Raw genomic sequence first — 14,849 nt, 5'->3', positions numbered from 1 at the left:
GACATGGAGCTCGTCTGCCCGGCCGGCAACCTGCCGGCCCTGAAGCGGGCGGTGGATGAAGGCGCCGATGCCGTCTACTTCGGCTTCCAGAACGCCACCAACGCCCGGCAGTTCGCCGGCCTCAACTTCACCGACAGTCGCGCCCGTGAAGGCATCGACTACGCCCATGCCCGCGGCAAGCGGGTGTTCTGCGCCATCAACACCTACCCGCAGCCCGACGGCTGGGCCCAGTGGACCCGCGCCGTGGACCAGGCCGCCGAGCTCGGCGTCGACGCCCTGATCATGGCCGACATGGGGCTGCTCGACTACGCCGCGCGGCGCTACCCGGACCTCGCCCGCCACCTCTCGGTGCAGGGCTCGGCCACCAGCCACGAGGCCTTGCGCTTCTACCACGACCAGTTCGGCATCAAGCGCGCCGTGCTGCCACGCGTGCTCTCCATCACCCAGGTGCGCGATCTGGCCAGGCAAAGCCCGGTGGAACTCGAGGTGTTCGCCTTCGGCAGCCTGTGCATCATGGCCGAGGGGCGCTGCTACCTGTCGTCGTACCTGACTGGCGAGTCGCCCAACACCCGCGGGGTCTGCTCGCCGGCGGCCCATGTGCGCTGGGAGGAGACGCCCCAAGGACTGGAGTCGCGCTTGAACGGCGTGCTGATCGACAGATACGGCGACGACGAGCGCGCCGGCTACCCGACCCTGTGCAAGGGACGCTTCGAGGTCGGCGGCGAGACCTACCACGCCATCGAGGAGCCCACCAGCCTCAACACCTTGGAGCTGCTGCCGGAGCTGCGCGAGCTGGGTATCAGCGCGGTGAAGATCGAGGGTCGTCAGCGCAGCCCGGCCTACGTATCGAAGGTAGCCGGGATCTGGCGCCAGGCACTGGACCGCCTGGAGCGAGCGCCGGAGCGCTTCCACCCCGACCCCGCCTGGATGGCCGGCCTCGGCGAGGTCTCCGAGGGCGCCACCACCACCCTGGGCGCCTACGAACGCCGCTGGAAATAGGAGGTTTCATGTCATCCGATTCCCTGCAGCTCGCCCTGGGCCCGGTGCTGTTCTACTGGACCCGCGAGCGCTACGCCGACTTCTATCGCGAGGCCGCCGACTGGCCGGTGGAGAGCGTCTATCTGGGCGAGTCCGTCTGCTCGCGACGGCGCGACATGAAGCTCGACGACTGGCTCGGCATCGGCCGCGAGCTGGCCCAGAGCGGCAAGCAGGTGGTGCTGGCGAGCCAGACCCTGATCGAATCCGAGGCGGACCTGCGCGACCTGCGCAAGCTGTGTGACAACGGCGAGTTCACCGTCGAGGCCAACGACCAGAGTGCACTGCAGCGCCTGGCCGCCGCCGGCCTGCCCTTCGTTGCCGGTGCCGCGCTCAACCTCTACAACCCGGCGGCCATCGGCGTGATGGCGCGTGCCGGCATGCGCCGCTGGCAGGCGCCGGTGGAGATGTCGCGAGACGATCTCGCCCGGCTGCTCGCCGACTGCGCCGCCGAGGGTCTCGACCGGCCCTGCGAGGTATTCGCCTACGGCCACCTGCCGCTGGCCTGGTCGTCGCGCTGCTTCACCGCACGGCGTCACCAGAAGCCCAAGGACCGCTGCCAGTTCGTCTGCCAGAAGTACCCCGAGGGCCTGGCGCTGCGCTCGCAGGAGTCGAAGGAGGTGTTCACCCTCAACGGCATCCAGACCCTCTCGGGGGCCTGCCAGGATCTGCGCTACGAAGTGGGTGACATGGCCGCGATGGGCGTGGCGGTAGCGCGGCTGAGTCCGCGGGCCGAGGGCATGGCCGAGGTGGTCGCCGCCTTCGACGCCGCGCGCCGCGGCGAGCTGCCTGCCCCCGACCCGCTGGCGCTGGTCGAGGCCGAGGTGTGCGACGGCTACTGGCACGGCCGCCCGGGCATGGACAACACCCGGCTGCCCGCCGACTGAGCCGCCGCATGCCACGCGCCAGTCAGCGAGCCGCCGTTCCACCCGCTTAACCGCCGGTCCAAGTGCCCGGCATGGAGACTTCGATGATCGCCACCGACCTCGACACCTCCTGCAACACGCCCATCGGCGGCATCCGGCTACCCATCGCCGGCATGACCCAGATGACCGCGCTGGATTACCCGGATCATCTGGCCTGCGTGGTGTTTCTGCAGGGCTGCCCACTGCGCTGCGGCTACTGCGACAACAGCCAGCGGATGGCACCGCGACGCGGCGACGAGAGCGAATGGCAGGCGGTGCGGGCGTTTCTCGAGGAGCGCCGGGGCTTGCTCGAGGGGGTAGTCTTCAGCGGCGGTGAGCCCACGCTGCACAACGCCCTGCCGGCCGCCATCCGCGAGGTGAAGACGATGGGCTTCAAGGTCGGCTTGCACACCGCCGGGCCCTACCCGGCACGGCTCTTACGCCTGCTGCCGTGGCTCGACTGGGTGGGGCTCGACGTCAAGGGGCGCGGGCGCGACTTCGACCGCATCTGCGGGCGGACGGGCATCTGGCAACGCAACAGCCAGAGCCTGACGACGCTACTCGACAGCGGCATCGACTTCGAGTGTCGTACCACCGTGCACTGGCGCGACTTCGACCTGCGCGACGTGGAGCACCTGGCGCTGACCTTGGCCGACTGCGGCGTGCGCCGCTACGCCATCCAGGTGGCCCGCACCCGCGGCTGCCTCGACCCGGCCTACTGCCAGCCGGTGGCAGGCGCCCCGCCGCGGGCCATGCTCGCCGGACTGGTCAAGCGCCTGGCACCAAACTTCGAACACATCGAGTTACGCGAGTAGACTGGCCGGAGTGACACGATGTACCTGAGCTTGGCCGACATCCTGCTTTTGACCAGCATCCTGCAATCGCTGGTGCTCGCCGGCTTCCTGCTAATGCCAGACCACATACATCTACTCAGCAACCGCCTGCTGTTGGCGACAGTGCTTGCCTTTGCTGCGGGCCTGGCCGAAGTCTTCTTGTACAGCACGGGGCTGGCGCAGCGCTTCCTCAACCTGGCCTACCTGGGTACGTTGGTCGGCCTGCTGCAGGCCGGCCTGCTGTTTCTTTATGCCAAATCCCTGATGTACCAGGACTTTCGCCTGACGTCTGGGCACTGGATCCATACCCTTCTGTTCTGGATCGTCGGCGCCATCTTCCTGGTCGAGTACTACCTTCAACCGGATGAACTGAAGCGCCAGATCCTGATGGAGCGCGATCACCCGGGGGTATTGACCTCACCGCTCCTGGCGGCCGCTATACACCTGGTCTTTCTCGGCTACCTGATCGCCACCATTCGCGAGATCTCGGCTTTTGGCACGGGCGTGAGGCAAATATTCTCCAACATCGAGAACAAGCAGCTGGCCTGGCTACGTGTTCTATTGCTGGGCTATACGGCCGTCTGGAGTGTCAGCCTGGTCTACTGCCTGTCGGCGCACGTGTTCAAGAGCAGCGCCAGCGTATTGTGGGTATCGACAGTGGGAGGGGCGACGGGCTTCCTGTTCATCAACTACTTGCTCCTTCATGCGCTGCGACAGCCCATCGTGTTCTCGGGCCTCAGTGCTGAAGAGTCTCGCTTGCTAGCCAGCAGCAAGGAATCGACAACGAGCCAGCCGGCCAATGCAAACCTGCTGATGCGGCTCGAGGATCATATGCGTCACGGCAAACCCTACCTCGACGCCAATCTGACCGTGCAACAGCTCGCTCGTCAGCTCAATGTGACCACCCGGGAGCTGTCACGCGCCATCAACCAAGGGCTGAGGAAGAATTTCTTCGAATTCGTCAGCGATTACCGTATCGCCGAGGCGCGCAGGCGACTGATTGCCGATACCCACCAGACCATTCTGCAAGTGATGTACGACTCCGGCTTCAACTCGAAGTCGGTCTTCAACACGGCATTCAAGAGAGCGACCGGCATGACGCCCCGCGAGTTTCGCACACAGCCGTTGTCCGCTGCCGGCGAGTGTCCGGACCGCCCGGAAACGGAGTGAGGTTCGACTTCGTGCTGCCAAATAATGGAACCCCCAACCATTTGAATTTAATACCAATTAAACATTTACTCGAAAGCGTTCGAGATCGCATGAGCGAACGCTTCGAATTCTCCGTCTCCGTAGCATGAGGGATAGCCGAAACACGCAAACGGCTGCAAACCTTGAACCAAGGAGACCCATCATGACCTACCTTCGCCTTCCCCTGCGCAAGACGCTGCTCGCCCTTGCCACTTCCTCCGCTTTGGCCCTGGTCTTTGCTGCCCCCGCACTGGCCCATTGCGATGCCCTTGATGGGCCAGTGATTTCTGAGGCACGAATCGCTCTGAACTCAGGGGATGTCACCCCGGTCCTGAAGTGGGTTCCAGCCGTGGACGAAGCTCGAATCTCCTCGACGTTCGAGAAAGTGCTTGAGGTTCGCCAGAACGGCGGAAGCGCTCGGGAGCTGGCCGATCAGCAGTTCTTCGCTGAGCTGGTCGAAATCCATCGCGCTTCGGAAGACGCGCCCTTCACCGGCATAAAGCCGGCCGGAGCAATCGACCCGGCAGTGCAGCTGGCCGATAAGGCGTTGGACGAGGGCGAGATCGATACCTTCCTGGCTCGCATCGTAGAGAAATTCGAACAGAACGCCCGCTCTGCCTTTGAGGCCACGCTGGCCGCAAAACAGCAAGCAGGCAACGATCCCGAGCGGGGCCGGGAGTTCGTCGACCATTATGTGAACTACGTTCACTACCTTGAGGACGTGCATAAAGTAATTGCAGGTAACAGTGGGCATAGCCACTAAGAAAGCTACTAGCAGCTAACCGACGCCACCAGAATCACCAGGCCGCCGTCATGGCCGAAAATGGGCGTGGCCGTAGCATGGCTAATCCCTCGCCGAGGGGTCGCCGCCTTCGACGATACCCGCAATGAGCGTCTTTGCGGCCACCTTCGAGCCCCGCCGACCGGCGGGGTTCGTCGTTCCCCAACGTTCCAAATGGCCGTTTTCTGACCTGGGTCATTTCCCCTCGCTGCCGAAGGCACTAGCCTTCACACACCATATGTTGTGTATAGAAACACTAATTGGCAGCACATATAGGGAGATAACGGTGAACGCCCCCACCCGCCAGGCCGGCCCGCGCCGCATCGATGTCGCCTCGACCGTCAACGAATACCTCGAACGCGCCGACTGGCGCGTGCACGCCAATGCCAACCAGGGCTACTCCCTGGGTGGGCTGATCCTCAACGTCTCGGGCAAGCTGATCGCCAACTACTGGCTCGACGAGGTCTACCCGGCGGAGGTCGGCGCCGCCCACCGCGAGGGCGACCTGCACATCCACGACCTCGACATGCTGTGCGGCTACTGCGCCGGCTGGTCGCTGCGCCAGCTGCTGATCGAAGGCTTCAACGGCGTGCCCGGGCGCGCCGAGAGCGATCCGCCGCGGCATCTCTCCAGTGCGCTGGGGCAGATGGTCAACTTCCTCGGCACGCTGCAGAACGAGTGGGCCGGCGCCCAGGCCTTCAGCTCCTTCGATACTTACCTGGCCCCTTACGTACGTAGGGACGCCCTCGACTTTTCTGCGGTGAAGCAGGCGATCCAGGAGTTCATCTACAACCTCAACGTGCCGTCGCGCTGGGGCAGCCAGACGCCCTTCACCAACCTCACCTTCGACTGGGTATGCCCGGCGGACCTGCGCGACCAGGTGCCGATCGTCGGCGGCGAGGAGCAGTCCTTCACCTATGGCGAGCTGCAGGCGGAGATGGACCTGATCAACCGCGCCTACCTGGAGGTGATGGAGGCCGGCGATCGCCAGGGGCGGGTGTTCACCTTTCCCATCCCCACCTACAACATCACCCCGGATTTCGACTGGGAGAGCGACAACGCCGAGCGACTGTTCGCGCTGACCGCCAAGTACGGCTTGCCCTATTTCCAGAATTTCCTCAACTCGGACCTGGAGCCGCACATGGTGCGTTCCATGTGCTGCCGCCTGCAGCTCGACCTCACCGAGCTGCTCAAGCGCGGCAACGGCCTGTTCGGCAGCGCCGAGCAGACCGGCTCGCTGGGCGTGGTGACGCTCAACTGCGCGCGGCTGGGCCATCGCTTCGCCGGCGACCGGACGGGCCTGTTCACCGAGCTCGACCGCCTGCTGGCGCTGGGCCGCGACAGCCTGGAGCTCAAGCGCGAGCGTATCCAGCAGTGGATGGACGATGGGCTCTACCCCTACACCCAGCGCTACCTCGGCACCCTGCGCAACCACTTCTCCACCCTGGGCGTGAACGGGCTCAACGAGATGGTGCGCAACTTCTGCGACGACCGCTATGACATCACCGCCCCCGAGGGACGCCAGCTCGCCCTGGAGGTGCTCGACCACGTTCGCAGCCGGATGCAAGCGTTCCAGGCCGAGACCGGCCACCTCTACAACCTGGAGGCGACCCCGGCGGAGGGCACCACCTATCGCTTCGCCCGCGCCGACGCCGAGCGCTTCCCCGGCATTCTGCAGGCCGGTACGCCGGAGGCGCCCTACTACACCAACTCGAGCCAGCTGCCGGTGGGGCATACCGACGATCCTTTCGAGGCGCTGATCCACCAGGACCCGCTGCAGACCCGCTATACCGGCGGCACCGTGCTGCACCTCTACATGCGCGAGCGGCTCTCCAGCGCCACCGCCTGCCGCAAGCTGGTGCACACCGCATTGTCGCGCTTCCGCCTGCCCTACATCACCGTGACGCCGACCTTCTCGATCTGCCCGGTGCACGGCTACCTGGCCGGCGAACACGAGTTCTGCCCGAAGTGCGACGAGGCACTGCTGGCAAGACGCGCCGCGGCCGTTTCGGCCTGAGCGTTTTTGCAACTTACTGCTTTTCAATCCGCTGTTTTACCCACCACTGGAAGGAGCCAAGAAGATGACGAACATCGACACCCTGCCCACCGAACAACGCCAGCGCTGCGAGGTGTGGACCCGCGTGATGGGCTACCACCGTCCGGTCAGCCAGTTCAACGTCGGCAAGCGTTCCGAGCACCGCGAGCGCCGTCACTTCACCGAGCGGGCCGCCGCCCTGACGCCCTGACACTCGACCGACTGAGCGGCCGGGCCTCTGCGCCCGGCATGAGCCCACATCTGGGTAAGGAGCTTCCCGATGATCGCCACCGACCTCGACTCGTCCTCACCCGAGTTTCTCGACGGCATCCGCCTGCCCATTGCCGGCCTGACCCAGATGACCACCCTGGACTATCCGGATCACCTGGCCTGCGTGGTGTTCCTGCAGGGCTGCCCGCTGCGCTGCGGCTACTGCCACAACGGGCACATGATGGCGCCACGGCGTGGCGACGAGCGGGAGTGGCAGGCGGTTCGGGAGTTTCTGGAGAGCCGTCGGGGGCTGCTCGAAGCGGTGGTGTTCAGCGGTGGCGAGCCGACGCTGCACAATGCCTTGCCGGCCGCCGTCAGCGAGGTGAAGGCGATGGGCTTCAAGGTTGGCTTGCACACCGCCGGCCCCTACCCGGCGCGGCTCTCGCGCCTGCTACCGAATCTCGACTGGGTGGGGCTCGACGTGAAGGGGCGCGGGGGCGACTTCGACCGAATCTGCGGGCGCCCGGGCATCTGGCAGCGCAACAGCCAGAGCCTGATGGCACTGCTCGACAGCGGCGTGGCTTTCGAATGCCGCACTACCGTGCACTGGCGCGACTTCGACCTGGCCGACGTGGAGCGCCTGGCGCTGACCCTGGCCGACTGCGGCGTGCGCCGCTACGCCATCCAGGTGGCGCGCACCCGCCAGTGCCTCGACCCGGCCTACTGTCAGCCGGTGGAGAACGCCCCGCCACGAGCGATGCTGGCCGGGCTGGTCAGGCGCCTTTCCCCTCATTTCGAACGCATCGAGCTACGCGATTAGGCTCTGCCTGCGCTCACAGCCTCAGATTCTCCGGCCCAAACGCATCGGGCAGGAGCTGTTCCATGGTGTAGCGCTTGAGCAGCTTGCCCTCGGCGTTCACCACGTGAATGCGGGTCTCGGCGTCGGCGAATTCGCGGATGCGCTGGCGACAGTCGCCGCAGGGCGAACACAGGTGCTCGCCGGGGCCGATGACGTAGACGTGGCGCAGGTGCCGCTCGCCGGCGCTGACCATGGCGGCGATGGCCGAGGCCTCAGCGCACAAGCCCTTGTAGTGGGCCACCTCGACGTTGGCGCCGAAGTAACGCGCGCCGCTGCCGCTCTCCACCATGGCGCCCACCGGGTGCTGCGAATAGGGTGCATAGGCGTTATCGCGCACCGCGATCAATGCGCCAACGATGGCCGGGTCGACGGCATCGCTCATGCCAAGGCTCATGCCGAAGCCCCAGCGTCGTCGCGCAGTACCGCTTCCAGCGCCACCTCGACCATCTCGTTGAAGCTGCGCTCGCGGGCCTCGCTGGGCAGCGACTCGCCCTTGAGAATATGGTCCGACACCGTGCAGATGGTCATCGCCCGGCCGCCGAACTCCGCCGCCACGCCGTAGAGCCCCGCCGCCTCCATCTCCACGCCGACGATGCCGTAGCGCTTCATCAGGGTGAACAGCTCGGCCTGGGGGTTGTAGAACAGATCCGCCGAGAACAGGTTGCCCACCTTGACCGCCACGCCCTGGGCCGTGGCGGCGTCCACCGCGTGTCGGGTCAGTTCGAAGTCGGCAATGGCGGCGAAGTCGTGGCCCATGAAGCGGGTGCGGTTGACCGCCGAATCGGTGCTCGCGCCGAGGCCGATCACCACGTCGCGCACCGCCACGTCGTCGCGCACCGCGCCGCAGGAGCCGACCCGGATCAGGCGCTTCACGCCATAGTCGGTGATCAGTTCCTTGGCGTAGATGGAGACCGAGGGAATGCCCATGCCGTGTCCCATCACCGAGATCTCGCGACCGCGATAGCGGCCGGTGAAGCCGAGCATGTTGCGCACGCTGTTCACCTCGCGCGCCTCTTCGAGGAAGGTCTCGGCGATGTACTTGGCGCGCAGCGGGTCGCCGGGCATCAGCACGGTGTCGGCGAAGATGCCGCGTTCGCCCTGGATATGGGGAGTCGCCATGTCGAGGCTCCTATGCAGCGAGAGGGTCGGTGGGTAGTGGCTCGGGCAGAAAACTCGTGCCATCGGCCATGGGCGCAAGCCCCAGATGCACCGCCAGGCTCTGGCCGATATCGGCGAAGGTGTCGCGCGCGCCGAGCGAGCCGGGCTCGAGTCCCACGCCCAGCGCCAGTACCGGCACCCGCTCGCGGGTGTGGTCGCTGCCGTGCCAGGTGGGGTCGCAGCCATGGTCGGCGGTAAGGATCAGCAGATCGTCGTCGCGCAGTTTGGCCAGCAGCTCGGGCAGGCGAGCATCGAAGGCTTCGAGAGCGGCGGCGTAGCCGGCCACGTCGCGGCGGTGGCCGTAGAGGGTGTCGAAGTCAACGAAGTTGGTCATCACCAGCGAGCGCTCGCCAGCCTCATCCAGGGCAGCCAGGGTGGCGTCCATCAGCGCGTCGTGGCCACTGGCCTTGACCGTGCGCGTCACGCCGCAGTGGGCGTAGATGTCGGCGATCTTGCCGATGGCGATCACCTCGCCGCCGTCGCTCTCGAGCTTTTGCAGCACCGTGGGCGCGGGCGGCTCGACGCTGTAGTCACGGCGATTGGCGGTGCGAGCGAAGTCCGCCGCGCTCTGCCCGACGAAGGGCCGCGCGATCACCCGGCCGATGTTGTAGGGCTCGAGCAGGCAACGGGCGGTCTCGCACAGGGCGTAGAGCCGCTCGAGGCCGAAGGCCTCCTCGTGGGCGGCGATCTGGAACACCGAGTCGCCCGAGGTATAGACGATGGGCTTGCCGCTCGCCACGTGCTCCTCGCCGAGCCGGGCGATGATCTCGGTGCCCGAGGCGTGGCAGTTGCCCAGCACGCCGGGCAGCCCGGCCTCGCGCTCGAGCGCCTGGAGCAGCTCGGGCGGGAAGCTGTCCTCGAGGTCGAAGAAGTAGCCCCAGTCGAAGCGCACCGGCACCCCGGCGATCTCCCAGTGGCCCGAGGGGGTATCCTTGCCCGAGGAGATCTCGCGGGCATGGCCGTAGGCGCCGATCACCTCGGCTGGCACGTCAACTCCCTTGGCCCAGTTGCCGGTGCTTTCGCGGTGGGCGTGGAACAGCCCCAGCCGGCCCAAGTGGGGCAGTGCAAGCGAGCCCTGGCGACCGGCACCGTTACACTCTCCACGAGCGCAGGCGGCGGCGATATGGCCCAGGGTATCGGCCCCGGCGTCGCCGAAGTCCACCGCATCCGGCGCGCCGCCGATGCCGAAGGAATCGAGTACCAGCACGATGGCACGTGTCATGGCGCCTCCCGACGAATCACGTCCTGAATGAGTGTAGGCAATCTGACGTCGCCAGCGGTGACGTCGTTCACTTCGATGGCCGCCTTGAGCTGGGCAGCAGCATGCTCGGCATCGGCCTCGCTTGCCGCATGCACCCAGGCCAGCGGTCGCTCGCCGTCGACCGCCTCACCGATGGCGGCGATGCCAGTCAGCCCGACCGCGGGGTCGATGGCGTCCTGCGGCGCACGCCGCCCACCGCCCAGCGTCACCACGGCGAGGCCCAGGGCGCGAGTGTCCATGCGCGTGACCCGCCCGCTGCGCTCGGCATGCACGGGACGAACGATAGGCGCCTGGGGCAAATAGCGGTCGTGGCGCTCCAGCAGGTCGGCGGAGCCGCCCAGGCCCGCCACCATGCGCGCGAAGCGCTCGGCGGCGGCGCCGCTGGCAAGCCGCTCATCCAGCAGCGCCAGGGCTGCATCGCGGCTGTCCGCCAGGCCACCGGCCAGCAGCAGCTCGGCGGCGAGTTCACGGGTCACCTCGAGCAGGCGGCCGCCCGTCCTTTCCCCTCTCTTATCACCGGTAAGCAGCGTGATCGCTTCGCGTACCTCGACGGCGTTGCCGGCGCAGGGCGCCAGCGGCTGGCTCATGTCGGTGAGCAGCGCGGTGGTCGGCGTACCGGCGCGGCTGGCCACCTCGGCGATGGTACTCGCCAGTTCGAACGAGGCCTCATGGGTGGGCATAAAGGCGCCGCTGCCGGTCTTGACGTCCATCACCAGGGCATCGAGGCCGCAGGCGAGCTTCTTGCCCAGTATCGAGCTGACGATCAGCGGCAGCGACTCCACCGTGGCGGTGACGTCGCGGATGGCGTAGAGCCGCCGGTCGGCCGGCGCCAGCTCGGCGGTCTGGCCGACGATGGCCACGCCCGCCTCGCGCACCAGGGTGCGAAAGCGCTCCCGCGAGGGCACGATGTCGTAGCCGGGAATCGCCTCGAGCTTGTCCAGGGTGCCGCCGGTGTGGCCCAGGCCACGGCCCGAGACCATCGGCACGAAGCCGCCGCAGGCGGCGACCCATGGCCCCAGCACCAGCGAGACGAGATCGCCCACGCCGCCGGTGGAGTGCTTGTCCAGCACCGGCCCCGGCAGGTCCAGATCAGGGCCCAAGCCGCGCCACGCCAGCACCTCGCCGGAGTCGCGCACCGCCTCGGTCAGCGCCACCGTCTCGGCGGCATTCATGCCGTTGAGGTAGATCGCCATGGCCAGCGCCCCGACCTGGGCGTCGGAGAGGCTGCCGTCGCTGATGCCGCCCACCAGCTCACGGATCGCCTCGGGCGAGAGCGCCTCGCCGTCGCGCTTGGCGCGGATCAGCTCCTGTGGCAGTGCTCGTGCCGGCATCAGTAGCCCTCCGTCGAGCCCTTGTCTTCCCCGACACCCAAGGTTTCCAGCAGGCTGCCGAGCAGGCCCGAGGCACCGAAGCGGAAGTGCGCCGGGGTGATCCAATCCGCTCCCATCACCTGCTCGGCGAGCTGCAGGTAGGCGGCGGCATCCTCGGCGGTGCGCACGCCGCCGGCGGCCTTGAAGCCCACGTCGCGCCCGCTCGCCTTGATCGCGGTGAGCAGGACCTTGGCGGCGTCCAGGGTGGCGTTGACCGCCACCTTGCCGGTGGAGGTCTTGAGGAAGTCGGCACCGCCGTCGATGGCCAGCATGCCGGCACGGTCGATCAGCCCCGCCTCCTTGAGTTCACCTGTCTCGAGGATCACCTTGAGCACGGCATCGCCGCACTCGCGCTTGCAGGCGGCAACCAGCTCTTGGCCGACCTCGGCGTCGCCCGCCATCAGCGCCCGATAGGGAAACACCACGTCGACCTCGTCGGCCCCCGCGGCGATGGCCGCGCGGGTCTCGGCCGCGGCACGCTCGACGTCGGCCTCGCCGTGGGGGAAGTTGGTCACCGTAGCCACCTTGACCTTGCCGGCCAGGCCCTGCCCGGCCAACGCCTCACGGGCGGTTTCGATGAAGGCGGGGTAGATGCACACCGCCGCTGGATGACCCGCAGGCGTATTGGCACGGGCACACAGTTCACGAATGACGGCGTCGCTGTCGTCGTCGTTGAGGCTGGTGAGGTCCATCAGCGCCAGGGCCTGGCGTGCGGCCTGCTGCAGATCGGTCATGGTATTACCTGTCGAATCAAGAAGTCGTTGGCAGCAGCCATCAGATCACTCCCCCCAGGGCGAGGAAGAAGCCGGCAATGGCCGCCGACATCAGGTTGGAGAGCGTGCCCGCCAGCACGGCCTTCACCCCGAAGCGGGCGATGTCGTGGCGCCGGCTGGGAGCGATGCTGCCCAGGCCGCCGAGCAGGATGGCGATCGACGAGAGGTTGGCGAAGCCGCACAGGGCGAAGGAGAGGATCGCCACGGTATGCCCGCTCATGACCTGGCCGGTATTCGCCACCAGCGAATCGCCGTCGATGTAGGGCGCCAGGTTGATGTAGGCGACGAACTCGTTGACCACCAGCTTCTGGCCGATGAAGGAGCCGGCCAGCGTGGCCTCCGCCCAGGGCACGCCGAGCACGAAGGCGAGCGGCGCGAACAGCCAGCCCAGGATCAGCTCCAGGCTCAGCTCCTCGACGCCGACCCAGCCGCCCACGCCGCCGAGCATGCCGTTGATCAGCGCGATCAGGCCGATGAAGGCGAGCAGCATGGCGCCCACGTTGGCCGCCAGGCGCAGCCCCGAGGAGGCCCCGGCCGCCGCCGCATCGAGGATGTTGACCGGCTTGTCCTCCTCCTCGATGACCTGGTTGGCCTCCTCGGTGTCGTCCACCGGCTCCTGGGTCTCGGGCATGATCAACTTGGCGAACAGCAGCCCGCCGGGGGCGGCCATGAACGACGCCGCGACGAGGTACTCCATGGGGATGCCCAGTGCCGCGTAGCCCGCCAGCACGGAACCGGCCACCGAGGCCAGCCCGCCGCACATCACCGCGAACAGCTGCGAGGGCGTCATGCGGGCGATGAAGGGGCGCACCACCAGCGGCGCCTCGGTCTGGCCGACGAAGATGTTGGCGGTGGCCGAGAGCGATTCGGTGCGCGAGGTGCCCAGCGCCTTCTGCAGCGCCCCGCCGAGGATGCGGATCACCCACTGCATGATGCCGATGTAGTAGAGCACGGCGATCAACGAGGAGAAGAAGATGATCACCGGTAACACCTTGATGGCGAAGACGAAGCCGACATTGCCGGTATCGGCCAGGCCACCGAAGAGGAAATCGATACCGTCGTTGGCGTAGAGCACCACCTGGCTGACACCGGCGGAGATGGTCTGCAGCACCGCCTGGCCGAACGGCACGTAAAGCACGAAGGCACCGATGCCGGCCTGGATGGCGAAGGCGCCACCCACGGTTCGCAGGCGGATGTCGCGCCGGTTGGTAGAGAAGATGAGGGCGATGGCGATCAGCGTCGCCATGCCGACCAGGCTCATGATGGCGGTCATGGGTTCCTTCCTTTCGTGCCGGCGGCGTGCGTGGGGCCGCCGCATCTGGTTGTCGTCATTTCAGCGCAGGGGAAGGCTGCACGAATGTGAAAAATATAACATTGAATGTAAGACTTCCAACATCCTTATCCCAAAAACGGCAAAACCGCTACACAGGGTAGCGGTTTTGCCAGAAGGGTCACTCGAGGCCCGATACGATCAGGGCATGGTGACACGACGCTGCGGGTCGTCAGCGGTCATCAAGCAGGGAAACCCGGCGGGAAGACGTTCGTCGAAGACCCGATCGAAGACTTCCAGCGCCTGGCTCGGTGAGATGATCTCATGACGTACCAATGGCCACCTTAGACAATCCTCGTGCCGCACCAGCGAGGGCCCGCGCCGATGCAGCACATGCACGAGCACAGGCACGAACTCATGGCCAAGCACCGAGAGGACTGCGGCACGGTGTTGACCATTGGCCACCACGAAACGCACCTCACCATCACGCTCAAGTGTATCGACCACGATATGCTGCTGAAAATATCCGAGCTGCTGGGATGCATGACGGCGATAACCATCGCGCAGTATGGTCTCGTACAGGTGGATCAGCTTGCCCAGGCGGTGCTCGCCAAACCAGGCCGGTTTGGGCCCCACCTGACGAACCGCCGTTTCGCTCATTTTCGGTCCGTCGTGCGTGCTGCCGTGAGACTTAGGCTCGGCATAGGCGCGCAACACTTCCACCTGGGCCATGTCGCTCCACGGCATGAAGTCGCTCAAGGGAGGTGCTGCTTGCAACCAGGGATGGGAGTTCTCTTCGCACAAGCCCAGCGACGTCGCCAGTGACGCTGGCTGCCATCGCTGCCAGTACGCTTCCAGACAGCTACCCTTGTATCCTCGGTATTCTCCTCTTACATATTGGTGCAGGCTTTGTACGTAGGGATGCAGCGAGTTACGACCATAGGCAATACCGGTCGATCCGAACCAGCGACAATCGGCCAGCCGGCAGCAGATGAGACAGGGCAGGTCTCGATAGGCGTATAGCGCTTCCAAGGGGCCTAGCGCTTCCTGACTCAGGTCTTTTACGGGATATCGCCTGGGTCCGATCTTGCGCCAGACCCGCCGGGGTAATCGAGCCAACTTCCGACCACGTTTGAGCATCGTGGCAACTGCTGTCGTCGTCATCGCACTT

At 66.4% G+C, this 14,849-nt stretch carries 15 protein-coding genes; 8 read left to right on the top strand and 7 right to left on the bottom strand.

Translation table 11 applies throughout. The features are described 5' to 3' along the window. The first annotated feature begins 3 nt into the window (after nucleotides 1-3). The 8 genes from ubiU to ACUY1T_RS10065 all read left to right on the top strand — a co-directional run bounded on the left by ubiU (nucleotide 4) and on the right by ACUY1T_RS10065 (nucleotide 7,807). Nucleotides 4-999: a ubiquinone anaerobic biosynthesis protein UbiU gene (gene ubiU / locus ACUY1T_RS10100; protein WP_446022380.1), complete on the top strand. Its 996-nt coding sequence runs from the start codon at nucleotides 4-6 to the stop codon at nucleotides 997-999. An 8-nt stretch (nucleotides 1,000-1,007) separates the two neighbouring features. Then, nucleotides 1,008-1,922, top strand: coding sequence for a U32 family peptidase (locus tag ACUY1T_RS10095; protein WP_446022379.1), 915 nt, complete (start codon nucleotides 1,008-1,010; stop codon nucleotides 1,920-1,922). Between the two features lie 83 nt (nucleotides 1,923-2,005). Then, the gene (locus ACUY1T_RS10090; RefSeq protein WP_446022377.1) at nucleotides 2,006-2,755 is read left to right on the top strand and encodes an anaerobic ribonucleoside-triphosphate reductase activating protein; all 750 of its coding nucleotides are present in this window, start codon (nucleotides 2,006-2,008) and stop codon (nucleotides 2,753-2,755) included. Between the two features lie 18 nt (nucleotides 2,756-2,773). Continuing rightward, nucleotides 2,774-3,943, top strand: a complete 1,170-nt coding sequence (locus ACUY1T_RS10085) for a helix-turn-helix domain-containing protein (RefSeq protein WP_446022375.1) — start codon at nucleotides 2,774-2,776, stop codon at nucleotides 3,941-3,943. Nucleotides 3,944-4,124: 181 nt separating this feature from the next. Continuing rightward, nucleotides 4,125-4,724, top strand: coding sequence for a DUF6448 family protein (locus ACUY1T_RS10080; RefSeq protein ID WP_446022373.1), 600 nt, complete (start codon nucleotides 4,125-4,127; stop codon nucleotides 4,722-4,724). Between the two features lie 304 nt (nucleotides 4,725-5,028). Continuing rightward, nucleotides 5,029-6,759 carry a ribonucleoside triphosphate reductase gene (locus ACUY1T_RS10075; protein ID WP_446022371.1) on the top strand — a complete coding sequence of 577 codons (1,731 nt, stop codon included), beginning with the start codon at nucleotides 5,029-5,031 and terminating at the stop codon, nucleotides 6,757-6,759. Nucleotides 6,760-6,823: 64 nt separating this feature from the next. Continuing rightward, nucleotides 6,824-6,988, top strand: coding sequence for an anaerobic ribonucleoside-triphosphate reductase (gene nrdD / locus ACUY1T_RS10070; RefSeq protein ID WP_066447604.1), 165 nt, complete (start codon nucleotides 6,824-6,826; stop codon nucleotides 6,986-6,988). Between the two features lie 69 nt (nucleotides 6,989-7,057). Next, entirely contained in the window at nucleotides 7,058-7,807 is a 750-nt protein-coding gene (locus ACUY1T_RS10065) for an anaerobic ribonucleoside-triphosphate reductase activating protein (protein ID WP_446022369.1), read from the top strand. 13 nt (nucleotides 7,808-7,820) lie between these two features. Here the strand turns inward: ACUY1T_RS10065 and cdd are convergent, their stop codons facing one another. From cdd to ACUY1T_RS10030, 7 genes are all read right to left on the bottom strand, one after another. Then, nucleotides 7,821-8,228, bottom strand: a complete 408-nt coding sequence (gene cdd / locus ACUY1T_RS10060; RefSeq protein ID WP_446022367.1) for a cytidine deaminase — start codon at nucleotides 8,226-8,228, stop codon at nucleotides 7,821-7,823. A gap of 8 nt (nucleotides 8,229-8,236) precedes the next feature. Continuing rightward, a complete protein-coding gene (gene deoD, locus ACUY1T_RS10055) occupies nucleotides 8,237-8,965 on the bottom strand; it encodes a purine-nucleoside phosphorylase (protein ID WP_446022366.1) in 729 nt (242 codons plus the stop codon). A gap of 10 nt (nucleotides 8,966-8,975) precedes the next feature. Beyond that, the gene (locus tag ACUY1T_RS10050; protein ID WP_446022364.1) at nucleotides 8,976-10,226 is read right to left on the bottom strand and encodes a phosphopentomutase; all 1,251 of its coding nucleotides are present in this window, start codon (nucleotides 10,224-10,226) and stop codon (nucleotides 8,976-8,978) included. After that, nucleotides 10,223-11,596, bottom strand: coding sequence for a thymidine phosphorylase (deoA, locus tag ACUY1T_RS10045; RefSeq protein WP_446022362.1), 1,374 nt, complete (start codon nucleotides 11,594-11,596; stop codon nucleotides 10,223-10,225). The genes ACUY1T_RS10050 and deoA overlap by 4 nt, the downstream gene beginning before the upstream one ends. Beyond that, entirely contained in the window at nucleotides 11,596-12,369 is a 774-nt protein-coding gene (deoC, locus tag ACUY1T_RS10040; protein ID WP_446022361.1) for a deoxyribose-phosphate aldolase, read from the bottom strand. The genes deoA and deoC overlap by 1 nt, the downstream gene beginning before the upstream one ends. Before the next feature lie 40 nt (nucleotides 12,370-12,409). After that, complete coding sequence (locus ACUY1T_RS10035; protein WP_446022359.1) at nucleotides 12,410-13,681, bottom strand: NupC/NupG family nucleoside CNT transporter; 1,272 nt, start codon at nucleotides 13,679-13,681, stop codon at nucleotides 12,410-12,412. Nucleotides 13,682-13,879: 198 nt separating this feature from the next. Then, on the bottom strand, nucleotides 13,880-14,842 hold the full coding sequence (locus ACUY1T_RS10030; protein ID WP_446022357.1) for a hypothetical protein: 963 nt from the start codon (nucleotides 14,840-14,842) through the stop codon (nucleotides 13,880-13,882). Nucleotides 14,843-14,849 lie beyond the last annotated feature (7 nt).

It is taken from the genome of Billgrantia sp. Q4P2 (assembly GCF_052806135.1).
Note: the sequence above shows the minus strand (reverse complement) of the source record. Positions and strands in the feature narration are given on the sequence as shown.

Coding starts and splice junctions, on each gene's coding strand:
- ubiU (WP_446022380.1), top strand. CDS start 4: ATGGAGCTCGTCTGCCCGGCCGGCAACCTGCCGGCCCTGAAGCGGGCG.
- ACUY1T_RS10095 (WP_446022379.1), top strand. CDS start 1,008: ATGTCATCCGATTCCCTGCAGCTCGCCCTGGGCCCGGTGCTGTTCTAC.
- ACUY1T_RS10090 (WP_446022377.1), top strand. CDS start 2,006: ATGATCGCCACCGACCTCGACACCTCCTGCAACACGCCCATCGGCGGC.
- ACUY1T_RS10085 (WP_446022375.1), top strand. CDS start 2,774: ATGTACCTGAGCTTGGCCGACATCCTGCTTTTGACCAGCATCCTGCAA.
- ACUY1T_RS10080 (WP_446022373.1), top strand. CDS start 4,125: ATGACCTACCTTCGCCTTCCCCTGCGCAAGACGCTGCTCGCCCTTGCC.
- nrdD (WP_066447604.1), top strand. CDS start 6,824: ATGACGAACATCGACACCCTGCCCACCGAACAACGCCAGCGCTGCGAG.
- ACUY1T_RS10065 (WP_446022369.1), top strand. CDS start 7,058: ATGATCGCCACCGACCTCGACTCGTCCTCACCCGAGTTTCTCGACGGC.
- cdd (WP_446022367.1), bottom strand. CDS start 8,228: ATGAGCGATGCCGTCGACCCGGCCATCGTTGGCGCATTGATCGCGGTG.
- deoD (WP_446022366.1), bottom strand. CDS start 8,965: ATGGCGACTCCCCATATCCAGGGCGAACGCGGCATCTTCGCCGACACC.
- ACUY1T_RS10050 (WP_446022364.1), bottom strand. CDS start 10,226: ATGACACGTGCCATCGTGCTGGTACTCGATTCCTTCGGCATCGGCGGC.
- deoA (WP_446022362.1), bottom strand. CDS start 11,596: ATGCCGGCACGAGCACTGCCACAGGAGCTGATCCGCGCCAAGCGCGAC.
- deoC (WP_446022361.1), bottom strand. CDS start 12,369: ATGACCGATCTGCAGCAGGCCGCACGCCAGGCCCTGGCGCTGATGGAC.
- ACUY1T_RS10035 (WP_446022359.1), bottom strand. CDS start 13,681: ATGACCGCCATCATGAGCCTGGTCGGCATGGCGACGCTGATCGCCATC.
- ACUY1T_RS10030 (WP_446022357.1), bottom strand. CDS start 14,842: ATGACGACGACAGCAGTTGCCACGATGCTCAAACGTGGTCGGAAGTTG.